Annotated in this window: 12 protein-coding genes; 10 read left to right on the top strand and 2 right to left on the bottom strand. The window is 49.1% G+C overall.

Going from position 1 to position 18462, the window contains the following annotated elements:
• Positions 1 to 76: 76 nt before the first annotated feature.
• From ACQ4MZ_RS09865 to ACQ4MZ_RS09900, 8 genes are all read left to right on the top strand, one after another.
• Positions 77 to 997 (top strand): PE-PGRS family protein, encoded by a 921-nt coding sequence (locus ACQ4MZ_RS09865; protein WP_430844654.1) that lies wholly within the window; start codon positions 77 to 79, stop codon positions 995 to 997.
• 9 nt (positions 998 to 1006) lie between these two features.
• A complete protein-coding gene (locus tag ACQ4MZ_RS09870; protein ID WP_430844656.1) occupies positions 1007 to 2893 on the top strand; it encodes a CocE/NonD family hydrolase in 1887 nt (628 codons plus the stop codon).
• 32 nt (positions 2894 to 2925) lie between these two features.
• Positions 2926 to 5016 carry a prolyl oligopeptidase family serine peptidase gene (locus ACQ4MZ_RS09875; protein WP_430844657.1) on the top strand — a complete coding sequence of 697 codons (2091 nt, stop codon included), beginning with the start codon at positions 2926 to 2928 and terminating at the stop codon, positions 5014 to 5016.
• Between the two features lie 182 nt (positions 5017 to 5198).
• Positions 5199 to 6872 carry a leucine-rich repeat domain-containing protein gene (locus ACQ4MZ_RS09880; protein ID WP_430844658.1) on the top strand — a complete coding sequence of 558 codons (1674 nt, stop codon included), beginning with the start codon at positions 5199 to 5201 and terminating at the stop codon, positions 6870 to 6872.
• 24 nt (positions 6873 to 6896) lie between these two features.
• Positions 6897 to 8618: a leucine-rich repeat domain-containing protein gene (locus tag ACQ4MZ_RS09885; protein WP_430844659.1), complete on the top strand. Its 1722-nt coding sequence runs from the start codon at positions 6897 to 6899 to the stop codon at positions 8616 to 8618.
• 25 nt (positions 8619 to 8643) lie between these two features.
• The gene (locus ACQ4MZ_RS09890; protein WP_430844660.1) at positions 8644 to 10476 is read left to right on the top strand and encodes a T9SS type A sorting domain-containing protein; all 1833 of its coding nucleotides are present in this window, start codon (positions 8644 to 8646) and stop codon (positions 10474 to 10476) included.
• Positions 10477 to 10728: 252 nt separating this feature from the next.
• On the top strand, positions 10729 to 12852 hold the full coding sequence (locus tag ACQ4MZ_RS09895) for a bifunctional aldolase/short-chain dehydrogenase (RefSeq protein WP_430844661.1): 2124 nt from the start codon (positions 10729 to 10731) through the stop codon (positions 12850 to 12852).
• 69 nt (positions 12853 to 12921) lie between these two features.
• The gene (locus tag ACQ4MZ_RS09900; RefSeq protein WP_430844662.1) at positions 12922 to 14205 is read left to right on the top strand and encodes a sugar isomerase; all 1284 of its coding nucleotides are present in this window, start codon (positions 12922 to 12924) and stop codon (positions 14203 to 14205) included.
• Between the two features lie 55 nt (positions 14206 to 14260).
• Here ACQ4MZ_RS09900 and ACQ4MZ_RS09905 read toward each other — a convergent pair whose 3' ends face one another.
• Together ACQ4MZ_RS09905 and ACQ4MZ_RS09910 are read right to left on the bottom strand one after the other, a co-directional pair.
• Complete coding sequence (locus ACQ4MZ_RS09905; protein WP_430844664.1) at positions 14261 to 15280, bottom strand: GntR family transcriptional regulator; 1020 nt, start codon at positions 15278 to 15280, stop codon at positions 14261 to 14263.
• 142 nt (positions 15281 to 15422) lie between these two features.
• Positions 15423 to 16667 (bottom strand): DUF6600 domain-containing protein, encoded by a 1245-nt coding sequence (locus ACQ4MZ_RS09910; protein WP_430844665.1) that lies wholly within the window; start codon positions 16665 to 16667, stop codon positions 15423 to 15425.
• 128 nt (positions 16668 to 16795) lie between these two features.
• On the opposite strand from ACQ4MZ_RS09910, the gene arfB reads away from it, so the two are divergent.
• The gene (gene arfB / locus ACQ4MZ_RS09915; protein WP_223402442.1) at positions 16796 to 17203 is read left to right on the top strand and encodes an alternative ribosome rescue aminoacyl-tRNA hydrolase ArfB; all 408 of its coding nucleotides are present in this window, start codon (positions 16796 to 16798) and stop codon (positions 17201 to 17203) included.
• 14 nt (positions 17204 to 17217) lie between these two features.
• Complete coding sequence (locus ACQ4MZ_RS09920) at positions 17218 to 18459, top strand: MFS transporter (protein WP_430844667.1); 1242 nt, start codon at positions 17218 to 17220, stop codon at positions 18457 to 18459.
• The last annotated feature ends 3 nt before the right edge of the window (positions 18460 to 18462 follow it).

An 18462-nucleotide genomic window follows, 5' to 3' on the forward strand; every position in this document is an offset into this window, starting at 1 on the left:
TGATATAATGAAAGTCGCTGATAATAAATGCGGCAAAAGTACGTATTTTTAGCAAATCTAACATGAAGTGTTTTTTATGAAAATATCTGACGGCGTGAGCGGACGAGTGGGATTGATCCTGGCTTCACTCGTATTTTGCGTAACCTGTTCATGCGGTGACCCCGAGCCTTCCCCCGGAGGGAATGGTTTATCGGACCAGTTTGAAACAACGCCCGAGCGGTTCCCGATTGCTACCGGTATTATTGATGAAGCATCCGGTCTGGCAGCCAGTGCTACCATGCGCGGTTACTTGTGGACGATCCAGGATTCAGGCCAGCCGAATTCCTTGTACCTCATCAGCAAAGACGGCAAAAGCATCAAAGAATATAATGTACCTGGCAGCAATAACCACGACTGGGAGGAAGTAGCAGTGGGTCCGGGCCCGGATAATGGCGTATCGTATGCCTACATAGCTGATATTGGCAACAATAACCAACCGGTAACCTCTACCAACATTATTTACCGTATTCCTGAAATCAAAGGTGCGGATGCCTCTTTCAGCCAAAGCGCATTGCAAAGGATCACTTTCAGCTATCCCGACGGCCCGAGAGATGCGGAAGCGCTGATCGTCGATCCGGTGACGAAGGACATTTTTGTATTATCAAAGGAAGCGCAGACCAATATTTACAGGTTGCCATTCCCGCAGTCGACCAGCGAAACCATGATTGCCGAAAAGATAGGCACCGTTCCGGGCGTCGCGACAGCAACTGCGGGAAGTATCTCCAAGGACGGGAACGAAATGGTGGTTCGTACCTACCTTGGCGTTTATTATTGGAAAAGAGGCAATGGAGAATCCGTCGGCCAGACGCTCGTTAAATCTGCCAGCAAAACTTTGACCGTTGCGCTTGAACCGCAGGGTGAGGCGATCTGTTTTGAAAACGAAAGCAAGGGTTTTTATACGCTGAGCGAGAAGGGGACTGTTGCCAGTGCATCATTGAATTACTACAAGAGAAAATAATCACAAACTATGATCAAAAATCTACTACGCGCAGCGCTTTTCGTGCTGGCACAGCATGCTTATGGGCAGATTGCTTCCGACGAGCAGTACATCCGTGAAAATTATTCCAAAGCGGAATACGACATTCCCGTGAGGGATGGTGTGAAGCTGCATACCATCGTGTATTCTCCAAAGGATGCTTCCGCCGATAAAAAGTATCCCTTTTTAATGCAGCGTACCTGTTACAGTGTGGCGCCTTACGGTGCCGACAAGTATCCGCCGCGGCTGGGACCGAGCCCGGCATTGATGCGTGACAAATTTATATTCGTGTACCAGGACGTGCGCGGACGTTACATGAGCGAGGGTACCTGGACGAACATGACCCCGCATATTGATCAGAAAAAAGGCAAGAACGACGTCGATGAGGCTTCGGATACGTACGATACCATTGAATGGCTGCTCCAAAATGTGGCGAATAATAATGGTAGGGTAGGACAATGGGGCATTTCGTATCCCGGGTTTTACACCACAGCGAGCGCATTGGCCGGCCACCCCGCATTGAAAGCTTCTTCACCACAGGCCCCGATCGCCGATTTCTTTTTCGATGATTTTCATCACAATGGTGCGTTTACGCAAGGCTATTATCTCACATTCCCGGTTTTTGGTATCAAGCCGCCGAAGCCTACGACCGACTCGTGGTTTGCAGGTGAAATGTTCACGCCCAGGCCGGATGGTTACACTTTCAACCTGGAAATAGGTTCTTTGAAGAATTTTGATAAATACTATTCACAGAACTTTTACTGGCAGGAGACGGTCAACCACCCGAATAAGGATGAATTCTGGAAGAAACGTGACATCCTGCCCCATTTGAAAGGGGTGAAACACGCATTCATGACCGTGGGTGGCTGGTTTGATGCCGAAGATTTGTATGGCCCTCTGAATACCTATAAGACCCTGGAAAAGAACAACCCTTCCATATACAATACCTTGGTGGTGGGGCCATTTGGTCACGGTCGCTGGAGCCGCGAAACCGGGCATACTTTGCACAACGACATTTATTTCGGCGACAGTATTGCTACCTTTTACCAGAACAATATCGAAGCGAAATTTTTCAAGCATTTTCTGAAAGAGGCTGGCGACGGAAAGACCGGTTTGCCGGAAGCTTATTTGTTTGACACCGGTAAAAAAGAATGGAGGACATTTGATAAATGGCCGGTAGCGAATGCTGAGAAACGCAAACTGTACTTCCATTCAAAAGGTAAACTGGATTTCAATGCACCGAAAGAAAGCAAATCGGCGACTGCATATGTGAGCGACCCTTTAAAACCCGTGCCTTATACAGCTAATTACAAGCAAATGTCGGGCTTTACGCCCTTTGAATATATGTCGGAAGACCAGCGTTTCGCTGCTACACGCCCTGATGTTTTGGTTTTTGAAACAGATATACTGACCGAAGATGTTACGCTGGGCGGGGAGATTAATGCATTGCTGAAATTCAGTACTACTGGTACCGATGCGGATTTCTTCGTAAAACTGATTGACGTGTATCCTGACGACGAAAAGAACCACGCCTATATGCCCGATTCGAAAGTGGTGCTTGCAGGCTACCAGCAAATGGTGAGGAGCGAAGTAATGCGCGCCCGCTTCCGCAACAGCTTTGAAAAACCCGAACCTGTGGTAGCAGGTAAAGTGACCGACCTGAAATTCCGCTTGCAGGATGTGCTGCATACTTTCAAAAAAGGGCATCGTATTATGGTGCAGGTGCAAAGCACGGCATTCCCGCTTTTTGACCGTAATCCGCAGAAGTATGTCGAGAATATTTACAAAGCACAGGATTCCGATTTCACTACTGCCAAACACACTATTTATCATCAGGCCGACGCTCCGAGTGCATTGGAAGTGGAGATCATTAAATGACGGCCTTTAGTATGGATTCAAAAATTTTTCTGATGACTTTAATGACAGCATCGGCGTTGTCGGGAACCGGCAATGCACAGCAATTGAAATATCCCGAAACCAAAAAGCAGGAACATTTTGACGAATATCACGGCGTAAAAGTCGCTGACCCTTATCGTTGGCTCGAAGACGACCGTTCCGAGGAAACGGCGACATGGGTGAAGGCGCAGAACGAGGTTACATTTGGTTACCTGAATGCGATTCCGTTCAAGGGAAAAATATTCCAGGATTTGGAAAAGGCCTATAATTATCCCAAATATTCGGCTCCCAGAAAGAAAGGAGACTATTTCTATTTCTACAAAAACGACGGCCTGCAAAACCAGGCCGTATTGTACCGCCAGAAGGGGCTTAGCGGAACGCCAGAAGTCGTTGTCGATCCGAACAAGCTGTCGCCCGACGGAACCACACGGCTCACCGTTTTCAGCTTGTCGAAAGACGGTGCTTACGCGGTTCTGGGCTTTTCGAAAGGCGGCTCCGATTGGCAGGAATACCAGGTCATGAATATGAAAGACCTTTCCATGCTGGCCGATAAAGTAGAATGGGTGAAGGTCTCTGGCGCGTCTTGGCAGGGTGATGGCTTTTATTACAGCCGCTACCCAAAACCGGATGGCAGCGCATTGGCCGCGAAAAACGAGAATCACCAGGTGTTTTTTCATCGCATTGGTACGGAGCAGGATCAAGACAAACTGGTATTTGAAGATCCCGCAAATCCGCAACGCTTCCATACCATGGGCACGACCGAAGACGAACAGTACGCTGTCCTGACCGTAAGCGACCGGGGAAAAGGTAAAGACGGTAATGGGGTTTGGGTGTTGAAGAGGGGCGAAAGCCGTTTTGTACCTATACGCGAAGAGATCACCGACGCCAGTTTTCGCATTATCGAAAACATTGGCGATGATTTTCTGATCGAAACCAACGACGGCGCGCCGAATGGCAAGGTAATGCTTTTCAAAACGGCTGGCCGGATCTGGGAAACCGTGTTGCCGGAGCGTGAGGAACCGCTCGAATCTGCTCAACTGGCAGGCGGGAAATTGTTTGTATCCTATTTGAAAGATGTGACCTCGCGCGCGTATGTATACACGCCCGCGGGTGTGCTTGAAAGCGAGATCCAAATGCCCGGACCAGGCTCGGCATCGGGCTTTGGAGGGGACCGGGAGGACACCTTTGTTTTTTATACATACACTTCCTTCAACTACCCTTCGACGATCTTCCGCTATGACATTGCGAGCGGAAAGAGCAGCGTTTTCCGCGAACCCGAAGTGACGTTCAAGCCGTCGGATTATGAAACGAAGCAGGTGTTTTACCCAAGCAAAGATGGTACCCGCATTCCGGCATTCATTACCTATAAAAAAGGATTGAAGCTGGACGGGACCAATCCCACGATCCTTTATGGTTACGGCGGGTTTAACGTTAGCCTGCCGCCTGCGTTTAGTCCTACCCGTATCCCGTTTTTCAACCAGGGAGGCGTTTTTGTACAAGCGAACCTGCGTGGCGGAAGCGAATACGGTGAGAAATGGCATGAGCAGGGTATGAAGCTGAAAAAGCAGAATGTGTTCGATGATTTCATTGCTGCAGCGGAATTCCTGATCCGTGAGAAATATACTTCGCCGGAGCGGCTGGCCATTCAGGGAGGTTCCAATGGCGGCTTGCTCGTCGGTGCCGTGATGAACCAGCGCCCAGAGCTTTTCAAAGTGGCATTCCCGGCCGTAGGTGTAATGGATATGCTCCGTTTCCACAAATTCACGATCGGCTGGAACTGGATTGCCGATTACGGAAGCAGCGATAATGCGGAGGAATTCAAGGTTTTATACGGATATTCTCCGCTTCATAATATCAAAAAGGGTGGCCATTATCCTGCTACGATGATTACAACGGCCGATCACGACGACCGCGTGGTACCGGCGCATTCGTTTAAGTATGCCGCGGCATTGCAGGCAAAGGCGGGAAGCTCTTCCGCCAATCCATTGCTGATCCGGATTGATACCAACTCCGGCCACGGCGCGAGTAACACCAAAAAAGCGCTGGAAACCCAGGCGGATATTTATGCATTCCTCTTCCGGAATATGGGCCTCACCTGGAAGTAGTTCGGTCTGTCAAAGACTACTATATTAAGCTTCAATAAAATTTTTGTAACCGGTGTGCAATTTTGTTGCACATTCGGTTACATTTGTATATACAACATTCTTACAGTACCGGCAGCATTGTTCTGTCACCGTGGCACCCGCTCAACGTTTTTAGGAATTACTTAACCTTTTTCTGTGACGCTATGAAAGGATGTCTACTGGGGCTTGTTTGCCTTTTTGCTTCTGTATATTCATTTGGCCAAACGCTGGAAAGTGACCGGCTGGCGCTGGTGGCATTTTATCAAGCCACCGGCGGAAACAATTGGCACGACAATACCGGCTGGACCGTCCCGGGAAGCCCTGGCGATAATCCATGTGGCTGGCGCGGAGTTACTTGCGAGAATGAGCGGGTTACCAGTCTGATTCTGGAAGAAGAAGATATCGTTGCGCCTATTCCGGCGGCTGTGGGGAACCTTACTGCATTGAAGCATCTGGATCTTTCAGGTCCTGGCGGCGAGATTCTTTATTTCTACGGCGATTTACCTGTGGAACTCGGGAATCTAACTAACCTTGAATACCTGGATTTAAGCGGCAATCAGTTGACAGGGGTTAATGTTTCTGTCATAAATAATCTGACTAAACTTAAACATCTCTCATTGACTCCTTATCCAAACTGGCCTGTCCTGCCATCGCTCGCAAATCTGATCAATCTGGAGTATCTGCGTCTTGCGGTGGAGGACGCCGCTATGCAAGCGGAGGGGTCAGTAGGCGCTATTCCGGCATATATCGGAAATTTTACCAGGCTCAAAACGCTGATCATGCGGCACGGAGGTGTTACAGGAACTATCCCGTCGAGTCTCGGTGGTTTGACAGATCTCGAAGTACTGGATCTAAGTGAAAATCAGCTGACGGGCGCTATTCCTGCGTCATTTAACAACCTGACCAAACTGACTAAACTGGACTTGTCTAATAACAACCTGAATGGTCCGGTTCCGAACATTCTGGGGATTCCTATCGAAGCTGACGTAAGAATCAATAATAATGCTTTCACGTTTTCGGGCATGGAAACGAATATCAGCAGGCTGGATTCCTATGGTAATCAGGAAAAATTTAAGTTGACAGCCATTGTTCCGCTGCGAACCGCTAATAACTTGAGGACAACAAGAGCTTTGGGTGGAATGTTGATCGCGGATTTCGCTGGTGGAACAGCGGCCAACAATACTTATAAATGGTACAAAAGTGGGGTGCTGGTTGCTACGACCGTGGGCATCCAGTATTTCAGTACCGCAGACGGGATTTACCGGGCGGAAGTAACAAATAGCCTGGTATCGGGACTTACTATGGTCAGTGAGGAGTTCGTTCTCGTGGGAATGCCTGTAACGCTGATCTCTTTTGACGGAAAGTCGGAGAATAATCAAACTAAACTTACCTGGAAAACTTCCGCTGAAACCAACAACCAAGGCTTCGAAATAGAGCGCAGCGCGGATGCGCGGAGTTTCGCAAAAATCGGGTTTGTAGACGGGAATGGCGACACAAAGGAAGTCAATACCTATCATTTTACCGACGTTAGCCCACTGGTAAGAGGCTTCTACCGCTTGAAGCAGCTCGATTACGACGGCAAATTCGAGTATTCAAAAATCATTGAAGTAAAGGGCGATGCTCCAATGGTGAAGGTTTACCCTAATCCGGCAGAGGAATATCTAACCATTTCAGGCAGTACGCAAAAACTGCCGTTTTCGATTGTTGATCAGAACGGGCGTGTCGTGCTGAAAGGGCTTGCGACAGACAAGGATCAGATTGATGTGAGAAAGCTGGGAGCCGGCAGTTATGTTGTAAAAGTAGATGAAGAAGTTAGTAGATTATTGATCGTCAGGTGATTGACTCCTTAAATAAGAAATGATATGCGTAAATTTTTACTACTTCTTCTGTTTATTTCCATAGAATCAATAGGGCAGACGCTGGAAAGTGATCGCCAGGCACTTGTTGCAATCTATAACCAGGCTAATGGTCCTACCTGGCTGGTCAATTGGGTTGTACCGGGCAATGTCGGCGATAGCCCTTGCGGATGGGACGGCGTGACTTGTGCGGGCGGCCGGGTTACACGTCTTAGTATCAGCAACACCTCCGAGCCTGCAATATTGCCATCTGAAATCGGGAATCTTACGGAACTGACGCACCTTGACCTCTCTACGGGTTATCTGGGACCGGGATTTGAAGGGACTCTCCCCGCAGAAATTGGTAATCTCTCCAAGCTGGAATATCTGAATTTTCTGGGAAATGGTTTCAGTTCAAGTAGTATGTCCGAAATCGGCAATCTTACAACCCTGAAAGAACTGCACATCACTCTTTCGGGCGATGTCCCTGCAAGTTTCGCGAACCTGGTTAATCTTGAGCGTTGTGTGATGGGCAGGTTTTCGCCTTTGCTGGCAATCGGGACGATAGCATTCCCTGACGTTGTCTGTCAATGGCCAAAAATTAAAATGCTTCGTATGGGCGGCGTTGTGTTTTCAACTCCGATACCAGGCCAGATAGGAAACCTCACGACGCTCGATACATTGGAACTAACCGGAACCCGCCCTTATGCGCTTGCTTCCTACGCTAGTGTGGGGGAGATTCCTGCTGAAATTGGTAATCTGACAAACTTGCGTTGTCTGAATATTTCATACAATGGTCTCACCGGATCTATACCGTCATCTTTCAATAATCTGACTAACCTGACGACACTGGATTTGTCATATAATAACCTGACTGGTCCAATTCCGAGCCTTTCGGGAATTACTGTTGCCGCTGATGTAAGAATCAATAACAATAAATTCAATTTCAGCGGGATGGAGTCTAACATTAGTCGCCTCGATCAATACGCACCACAAGCACTGATCGACGCAGGATTGATCGGTCCGATGTGTGTTGGTTGTCTCCCAACTTGGATTATGCCCTACACAGGAGGCACGATGGCGAACCTGACACACAAACTTTACAAAAATGATGTGTTAATCAAAACAGTGAGCGGTATTGATGGCGTGGACCTTGACGGAGAAGGAATTTACCGCGTTGAAACAACCAATAGCTTTGTTCCGAATTTGACACTGGTGACAAAGAATTACGTGGTAGTTAAGCTGCCGGTAACGCTTGTTTCTTTCGACGGTAAGTCAGAAAGCAACCAAACCAAACTCACCTGGAAAACTGCTGGGGAAATCAATAACAAAGGTTTCGAAGTCGAGCGCAGTGCCGATGCAAGGACATTTGAAAAGATTGCTTTCATAGACGGCAGCGGGGATGCGAGAGGGGAGCAGTTTTATCACTTTACTGACGTCAACCCATTCTCAATAAGCTATTACCGATTAAAGCAATTGGATTACGATGGTAAATTTGAGTACTCGAAAGTCATCAGGGTAAAGAGTGATGCCGCGATCGTGAAGGTTTATCCAAACCCTGCGTACGATCACCTGATCGTTTCAGGCGTCACAGAGAAGCGACCATTTTCGATCGTCGATGGGAATGGACGTATCGTCCTGGACGGCCTGATCGCAGACAAGCAGCAGATTAATATCAAGAACCTCATAAGTGGCCGGTATGTGATAAGAGTAGGTGAGGAGAGTAGCAGTTTGCTTATTCACAGGTGATTAACATAAATAAATTGGAATAGCCATGCGTAAACTTTTACTGGTTCTCCTGTTAGTTTCATTCCGATCATTTGGCCAGACGTTGGAGAACGACCGTTTGTCCCTGGTAGCACTTTATAATGGTTTTGCGGGCGCAAACTATCCGGAACTATCCGATTGGGTCATACCCGGTAACACTGGTGACAGTCCTTGCGGCTGGTATGGCGTTACGTGTGAAGGAGGGCGTGTGACGAAACTGGTTTTAAAGGAGTTGCTGTTAGAGGGGCAGCTTGTATCCGAAGTGGGTAATCTGACGGCTTTAACTACCTTGGATCTTTCGAAAACGGGGATGTGGATGGGTAATCTGACGGGGAATCTGCCTGTCGAGTTGGGTAATCTGACCAACCTGGAATATCTGTATATCGCTGACCAGGCATTTGGAAGTACCAGCCTGGCAGTGATTGGGAACCTGACCAAGTTGAAGGGGTTGTCCCTGACTCCGACTGGCGAAATTCCAGCTAATTTTACAAATCTTGTCAACCTGGAAACTTTATATCTGGGATCGGGCGACCCGATGGGTGGGTTCTCTGATTTTTCTTTTCCATCCTTCCTCTCGGTCCTGCCCAAGTTGAAGGAATTGTATTTACAGGGTTGGGTAAAAGGTGAATTCCCGGCTGCAATTGGCAGTTTTTCGAATCTTGAAGTATTGGAGCTTAATACCAATGGCTTTCCAAACGCAATTCCACAACAGCTCGGTAATCTGTCGAAACTAAAACGATTGTATATCAGTCGTTATGAGGGATTGGGCGATTTTACATTTTTGAGCAACCTGTTAAATCTTGAAGAACTGGAACTGCATGATAGCTACTTCGCTGGAAAACTACCGACCGGGATAGGTAATCTTACGAAACTGAATAAGATCATCATAAACAATGCAAGCTTTGACGGGGGCATCCCGCCGGATATCAGCGGCTTGTCCAATCTAACGGTCCTAAATCTGAAATACAATGCATTTAGCGGCCCGATACCTGATCTTTCGCATATTCCTGCGTCAGGGCTGGTCGATCTTTCCAATAATGCATTTACGTTCGAAGGTATGGAATCCAATTTTACCTCGTTGGATCAGTATTCGCCTCAAGAGAAAATTGTGATCAGCGCGCAGCCGGTGCCAGGTGGGGCGCTATTGACTGTACACGCCGGCGGTACGTCGAGCAACAATACTTATAAATGGTATAGGGATAATGTGCTTTTTACGACCATTGTGGGGAATAACTCACTGACGGTAACTGACGTTTCGACCTACCGTGTGGAGGTGACCAATAGTGTGATGACCGGATTGACACTGGTAAGTTTCAATTATAGAAACGTGCAACTTCCGGTCGCGCTGGTGTCTTTCGAAGGCAAGTCCGAAAACAACCAAACCAAACTCACTTGGAAAACAGCCTCCGAAACCAATAATAAAGGCTTCGAAATCGAGCGCAGCGCCGATGCGCGTAGGTTCGAGAAGATTGGTTTTGTAGATGGCAGCGGCGATACGAAAGAGAAACAGTTTTACCACTTTACCGACCTCAATCCGTTAGTAACAGGTTATTATCGGTTGAAGCAATTGGATTATGGCGGGAAATTTGAATATTCGAAAGTCATTGCCGTGAAGGCTGGCACGGGAACCCTCAAAATGTACCCGAATCCTGCGCAGACGGAACTTACCGTCGAAGGTGCTGCCGAAAACGAGCTGGTTTCAGTATTTACGCCCACTGGCGGTCTGGTGATTGCGGGCGCGAAACTGACGGCGGGCAAACTCGATGTGAAGGACTTGAAAGAAGGCATTTACACCATTAAAATCGGCGATGTCGCAAAGAAATTGTTAATAAAGCGGTAAGTCAGTAAGGTTATTTTTTCTTTTCGTGGTCTGAACTGTTACAAGAATGGTTCAGACCATTTGTTTTATATTGAAACTTCCAAATCTCACATTAATTCTCGATTTATTTCAACATGCAGGATACAACAGGACGGTGTGCATTACTAAGTTTCCTAATCTTGCACATACGTTCAGAGTAGTATTAATCTGTTAAAATACTTTCAGGAAAGAAGAACTTTTACCTCAAAAATGATAAATAATCAGGAAACAAATATGAGCAGTTCTAAAGTAAGCCAGTACAGGTACGTAAGCTATTTATGGGATGAAGAGAAAGCCGCTTCCCTGGGTGATGATCAGGTTGCACTTCTTCTGTACCGTTCAAATCTGTTGGGTGCCGATCTACGCCTGACCAACTATGCTGGTGGAAACACAAGCTGTAAAACCATCGAAAAAGATCCGCTGACAGGCAATCCTGTCGAGGTGATGTGGATCAAAGGCTCAGGGGGCGATATTGGTACTTTAACAAGAAGCGGACTGGCTGGTTTGTACGTCGACCGCCTGCATAGTTTAAAAAATATCTACCGCGGGCTGGAATTCGAAGATGAGATGGTAGAGTTGTTCAATCATTGCATTTACGACCTGAAATCGAAGGCCCCGTCCATCGATACACCGCTGCACGGCTTACTGCCTTTCAAACATATCGATCACCTCCACCCGGATGCGTTGATCGCGATCGCAGCATCGAAAGAAGGTGAGGCCATCACCAAAGAATTGTTCAATGGCGAGCTGGCGTGGGTACCCTGGCAGCGTCCAGGTTTCGACCTCGGCCTGCAATTGGAACAGGCATTGAAAGACAACCCGGGCATTCGTGGTATCGTTTTGGGCGGTCATGGCTTGTTCACCTGGGGGGATACTGCTTACGAATCTTATATCAATACGCTCGACACAATCGAAAGAGCGTCGGAATACCTGGCTGAAAACTATGGCAAAAAACGCCCTGTTTTCGGTGGCGCACGCCTGGAAAGCGAGCCTAAAGAACGCCGCGCGTCGATCGCTGGTAAGCTGGCGCCTTATTTGCGCGGTCTGGCTTCCGAGCAGCAGGCCATGATCGGTCACTTTACCGACGACGAGCGCGTACTGGAATTCATCGCAAGTAATGACCTGGACAAACTAGCGCCGCTGGGTACCAGCTGCCCCGACCACTTCCTGCGTACAAAAATTCGCCCGTTGGTATTGGATCTGCCATTTGAGAAACTGGAAGCAACTGATGCGGAAATCCTGGAGCACATCCGTCCGCAATTCGAAGCATACCGCGCGGATTATATCGCTTACTACGAGCGCTGCAAGCATTCCAACAGCCCCGCAGTGCGTGACCCGAATCCGGTGATCATCCTGTTGCCAGGAGTAGGTATGTTCTCATTCGCGAAAGACAAGCAGACTGCACGCGTTGCGGCCGAGTTTTATATCAATGCGATTAATGTAATGAAAGGCGCCGAGGCGATCTCTTCTTACGTTTCGCTGCCGGAGCAGGAAGCATTCGATATCGAATACTGGCTGCTGGAAGAAGCGAAATTACAGCGTATGCCAAAAGAAAAATCGGTATCCCGTAAAGTTGCATTCGTAACCGGCGGCTCGGGCGGTATCGGTAAGGCTATCGCTCAGAAACTGTTGCAGGAAGGTGCTTGCGTGGTGATTTCAGATATAGATGAAAAAGCATTGGCAGAAACCAAAGCGGAGTTCGATGCGAAATTTGGGAAGGACTTCTCCGACACAACCGTAGCGAACGTACTCGACGACGAGGCGATCAAAGCGGCATTGCATGCGACCAAGCTGAAATATGGTGGTGTGGATATAGTGGTGAACTGTGCAGGTTTGTCGATCTCGAAACCATTGGCGGAGACTACTATCAAAGACTGGGATATTTTGCAGGATGTATTGGTAAAAGGCCAGTTCCTGGTATCGCAGGAGTCGGTGGCGATCATGCGTCAGCAAGGCCTGGGCGGTGATATCATTAATATCGCGAGCAAGAACGGTATCGTTTCCGGCCCGAACAACGTGGCTTATGGAACGGCTAAGGCTGCTCAGCAACATATGTCGCGCCTGTTGGCTGCGGAACTCGGCCCTGACAAGATCCGTGTAAACGTGGTGAATCCCGACGCGGTAATTGCCGGAAGCAAGATATGGGAGAGCGGATGGGCTGCCGGACGTGCCAAGGCGTACGGTATTAAAGTGGAAGAACTGCCTGCTTACTACGCGAAAAGAACCGTATTGAATGCAGAAATCCATACGGACGATATTGCAAACGGCGTGTATATTTTCGTGAGCGGCTTGCTCAATAAGAGCACCGGAAACGTGATCAACGTCGACGGTGGTGTTCCTGCGGCATTCCTTCGCTAATGATCAAAATATGTTAAATCAGACTTGGCGGGTTGTAGTGACTTGCCAAGTCTTTTTAATTCTATCCAGATGAAAATTGAACAATATCAGATCGATCAGCACAACGACAGTCTGTTTTCGCGGCATAACAACCAGTACATCTTCCTGCAAGAGCAGTTGGGCGAGCAGGGTATCAACGCAAAAGACATTGTAAAATCGCTCGAAGCGTTCCAGGTGGCGATCCCGAGCTGGGCATTGGGCACCGGCGGCACCCGTTTCGGGCGTTTCTCGGGAGTAGGAGAGCCTCGTTCACTGGAAGAGAAAATAGAGGATGTGGGCTTGCTGCATGCGTTAAACCGTTCGAGCGGCTCCATTTCACTGCATATTCCCTGGGATATTCCCGGCGCAGCACAGCCGATCATCGACCTGGCAACTTCGCTGGATTTGAAATTTGACGCGGTTAACTCCAATACCTTCCAGGATCAGAAGGACCAGGAGCTGTCCTACAAATTCGGCTCGCTCTCTCACGTGGACGCGAAGGTGCGCAAGCAGGCGATCGAGCATAATATCGAGGTGATCAAACATGGTGTGAATCTTGGTTCCAAAGCATTGTCGATCTGGTTGTCGGACGGTTCCTGCTTCCCCGGGCAGTCGAACTTTGTGAGAGCATTCCAGAACACGCTCGAATCTTTGCAGGAAATTTACGCAGCGTTGCCGGACGACTGGAAGGTTTATGTGGAATACAAAGCCTACGAGCCTAATTTCTATTCCACCGTAATCCAGGATTGGGGCAGCTCATTGCTTTTCTGCCAGAAACTCGGGCCGAAAGCGGACGTGCTGGTGGATCTGGGACACCATTTGCCGAATGCAAACATTGAGCAGATCGTAGCTACATTGATGATGGAAGGCCGCCTTGCAGGCTTCCATTTCAACGATTCGAAATATGGGGATGATGATCTCACAGTAGGGGCTATCCGTCCATACCAGCTGTTTTTGATCTTCGTAGAGCTCGTGGAAGGCATGAAGCGCGCCAACCGCGCCAGCGATACTTATGCCTGGATGATCGACGCCAGCCATAATGTGAAAGATCCGCTGGAAGATTTGCTCCAATCGGTGGAAGCGATTCTGATAGCGCAAGCGCAGGCGTTGCTCGTCGACAGAAAGAAACTGGAAGAGGCCCGCAACGAAAACGACGTGGTGGTGGCCCAGCAAATCCTGCAAAATGCATTCCGCACCGACGTGCGCCCGCTCGTACGCGAGGCCATGCGCCTGAGCGGCGGCTCGCTCGATCCGATCGGTTTGTATCGTCACCTCGGCGTCCGCAACGAATTGTTGAACGAACGCGGCAAACTGACCGTAGCGACAGGGCTTTAATGCAAAATGTCAGTCTGAGCGCACGGGGCGGCCCCGTGCGCTCGGACTGACATTATCAAAGCGACTTCCGCCGGATCAATGTGAATGGGTTTTTGACCAGCGCCCTTTTCCCTTCCTTAATAATCTCCGCCGCGGTTTTACCCATCTGCTCATGGTCGGTGGAAATGGTCGTAATGCCGTCGAGCAGGATTTCTTTCAATGGCGTTTCATTGTACGAGATAATGCCCACATCTTTGCCCACGACGAGTTGCTGCTTTTTGCATTGCTTAATGAGGTTTACCAGATCGTTTTCTTCTATGACCACATAGGCCGTATCCTTCACCGCCGTGCTGTTTTCATGAAAATCATACATGATCTCATGCTCAAACTCGTGCTGAATGCAAAAAATGCGGAAGCCTTTGAGGATTTCCTTCGGATAGCGGATCATCGTTGGGAAAATGAGGACGAGTTTTTTGTAAACTTTCAGCAAGTCCACCGCCTCGTTCAACGCGTGTACAATATCCTTCTCGAAATTCTGGTAGACGGCTGAATGCTTTTTGGTCGTGAATTCAATGTCCTTGTCAAGCAAAATCAGTTTCTCCGGCGGGATCATTTTCAGCGTTTCGATCGCCTCATCCATCTCTTCGTAGAAATGCGGCATGATCACGTAGTAGTCGTATTCTCCCAGGCTGTTCTTGATCAGGTTTTTGAAAATATTGGTATTGGAGTGATGAATATGCAGGTCGACGTTCACATTGGGGCCGATATTCTCCACAAATGCATTGTAAACCTGCTTCTTATAATTGCTTATTTTGTTGAAAACCAGTAGGATACGCAGTGAGGTTTCAATATCCACGCGGTTGATAAAATAGCCTTTTCCGCGAACTGAAATCAGCACGCCGTCCTTAATAAGGTGCTTATAAGCCTTTTCGACGGTATCGCGCGAAAGCAGGTATTCCTCACTTAACTGGTTAATGGAGGGGATCTTGTCGCCTCGTTTCAGCTTTCCTTTACTAATCGCCTGCAACAGCGATTTGATAATCTGCATGTACTTGGGTGCACTCTCCTTGAATTCAATGTCAAATTGTATTTCCATTCAATGCCGTGGGTTGGGGGTCAGGCTAAAAATAACATTTTTATCTGTTTTCGAAGCGTAAATCGAAAGTCTTCATAAACAAAAACAACCCGATGGAAAATACTACTATCCCGCCGGGTTGTTTTTATGTTAAGGGTTGAAATTATCTCGGTCCTCTGCCGCTGCGTTCGCTGGAACCACCACCGTTGTCGCCGCCGCCGCGGTTACCCCCGCCATTGTCGCCACCTCGATTACCGCGGTCGTTGCCGCGAGGCTCCGGTGCACTTCTTTCCTGGCGTTCTATACGCGGTGCGGGCTCGAATGACCGGTTACTGCGTTCCTGTCTTTCGGGGCGTTCGATGTTCGGGCGCTCCACACGTTCCGCACGGTTGCCGAAGTCACGGTTACGTTCCGGGCCATTGCCAGGGTTGCCGTATTCCCGGTTACGTTCCGAGCGGTTTGGTGCTTCATAACGATCATTACGGCCTGGATTCGGCGTTTCGTAGCGATCGTTGCGATTTTCAATCGCGTCACGGTTGCGTTCATAGCGGCCGTTGCGCTCTTCATACGGATTGCGCGCGCCACGTCTTGAATTATCACCCGGTTCAATGCGGTTGTCGTCGTTGCGATTGCTGCGGTCAATGCGCGGGTTGGCGTCGATAACGCGGCCTCCACGGTCATGATCGCGGGTACCGTAGTCGTAGCGGCCGTTTCCACGGTCGGCAATGATCACACGTCCGCGGCCTCTGGGGCTGGCGTCGATTGTACGTATAGGTACGCTTCTGCGGGTAACGCGCTCGATCTCGTCACGGCGCGGGCCGTATACGTACGTGCGGTTGTTGCTGCGGTAGTAGTTGTTAATTACTACCGTGTTGTTGTAATAATGCGATACCCGTCTTTGCGGAGCGCAGTATGAATGCCAGCTGGGACTGAGGATATAACGTTGCGGCACAAACACCCACCAGAAAGATGGAATATTGACGGAAACATTGATGCTCACCCCAGGTCCAAGCGGTGCCCAGCCGTAATAGCCGCCGCCCGAGCGCCAGTTTACCCATGCAGGGCCCCATTCGTAATCGGGGATCCAAAACCAGCCGTAGTAATCGTCATACGACCAACGACCGTAGTGGAACGGCGCCCATCCCCAATCATATTCCGAAACCCAGGTATTTCCGTATTCTGTCTGTTCCCAGTAACCTGCCGTGGAGTAAGGCTGGAAGCCACGGGGAACGTCAGGGATCCAGACGGAACCATACTGCGGATTACGCATCCAGCGGCCATAAGGAGCAAGCTCGTCATAAAAAGTTTCGAACGTAATCCTGAAACCGGGCTGTGCCTCGGTTTTGTTGGACACTGAAACTCCGACGAACATGAAAATGAACAGGCCGATTATTCTTAGTGTACGCATGGTGCCCATTGCTTTATGTTGTTAATTGTTTTCCTGTTGTTTAAAAATCGATTCTTGGACGTTACTTTTAGACTCTGGTTTAATGGCCCGCCGGACATTAACACGTGTTAACAAAACTTCTATTTCAAATGATTGATCCTGAAATCCTGCATCCCGAACTCGTCTTTCAGACGGCCCGGAGCGGTGGTAAGGGCGGGCAAAATGTAAATAAGGTCGAAACAAAGGTAGAACTGCGTTTTGATATTCCGAATTCGCAATTCCTGACCGGCGAGGACAAGCAAAAGCTAACCGAAAAATTATCCAACCGATTAACGAACGGTAAAGTGCTCGTATTATACCACCAAACCGAGCGCTCGCAACTGGCCAACAAGGAAAAGGTCGTCGAGAAATTCGACCGGCTTATCCGTCAGGCGCTTACGGTAGAGAAAGATCGTAAAGCGACCAAGCCTACACTGGCTTCGAAGCTGGAAAGATTGAAAGCCAAGCAACGCACGGCCGCCGTTAAATCAATGCGCCGGAAGCCTTTTGAAGAATAAACGAAAACACCCTTATGACCGCCGTCACTCCTGTTCAGCCCAAACTCAGTGCCGTTTTTACATTGCCTGTTATCGTAGCCTCCCTCGGCTATTTCGTGGATGTTTATGACCTGCTGCTTTTCAATATCGTGCGCGTCCCGAGCCTGAAAGACCTGGGTCTCTCGGAGGAAGAAATCTCGCAGATCGGCGCCAATATTTACAACTGGCAACAGGCGGGGTTACTCATCGGTGGCTTTTTATGGGGAATTCTGGGGGACAAGCTCGGCCGCCGTTCTGTCCTTTTTGGCTCAATATTGACCTATTCGCTCGCCAATATCGCCTGCGGTTTCACCCAAAATGTTGAAATATACTCGATTCTGCGGTTTATCGCCGGTTTTGGTCTTGCAGGCGAGCTGGGCGCTGGCATTACGCTAATCGCCGAAATCCTGCCCAAAGAACTGCGCGGTTACGGAGCCTCGGTAGTAGCCAGCGTCGGACTCGCAGGGGCCATTGCCGCATTCTTCGCCGTAAAGCTCACGGACTGGCGTATGGCCTATTTCATCGGCGGTGGAATGGGTTTGATATTGTTGATCCTGCGTGTGAATGTGCTGGAATCCATTGTTTTTAATAAGAGTCTGGAAAAACGGGGCTCCAAACCGGTGCCCTGGTGGACGATCTTCACGAGCTGGTCGCGGTTCGTGCGCTACATGCGTTGCATGGGAATCGGGCTACCTACTTATATGGTCATTGGCATTTACGCCACATTTGGCAACGAGTTCGCGAAAGCATTGGGCATAGCGGAGGAAATTCAGGCAGGTACCTGCGTGCTCTACACGTACATAGGCGTGGTTACGGGCGACTTTTTCAGCGGAATCCTGAGTCAATGGCTTCGCTCGCGCCGGAAAGCGATACTACTAATGATGCTGATGACGCTCGCCGGTGTAGCCTGGCTGCTCTCGGGAGGTATCAACAACGCCACTACACTCTATATTTGCTACGTGTGGCTGGGTTTCTCGATCGGCTATATTGCCATGTTCCTGACGACCACAGCCGAGCAATTTGGGACCAATCTCCGCGCGACGGTTACCACCTCGGTGGCCAACAATGTCCGGGCAACGGTACTGCTTACGCTCCCACTATTCCAATTCCTTAAAAAAGACTCAGGCGTATTGCATTCGGGCGCGATCGTCGGTGCATTGTGCTTCTCATTGGCATTGCTCTCGCTGTGGCGCATGGAGGAGACCTACGGCAAAGAGTTGGATTACGAAGAGGACTAGCAG

Origin of the sequence: Dyadobacter sp. BHUBP1, assembly GCF_050587785.1 — a bacterium.
Lineage (GTDB): Bacteria > Bacteroidota > Bacteroidia > Cytophagales > Spirosomataceae > Dyadobacter.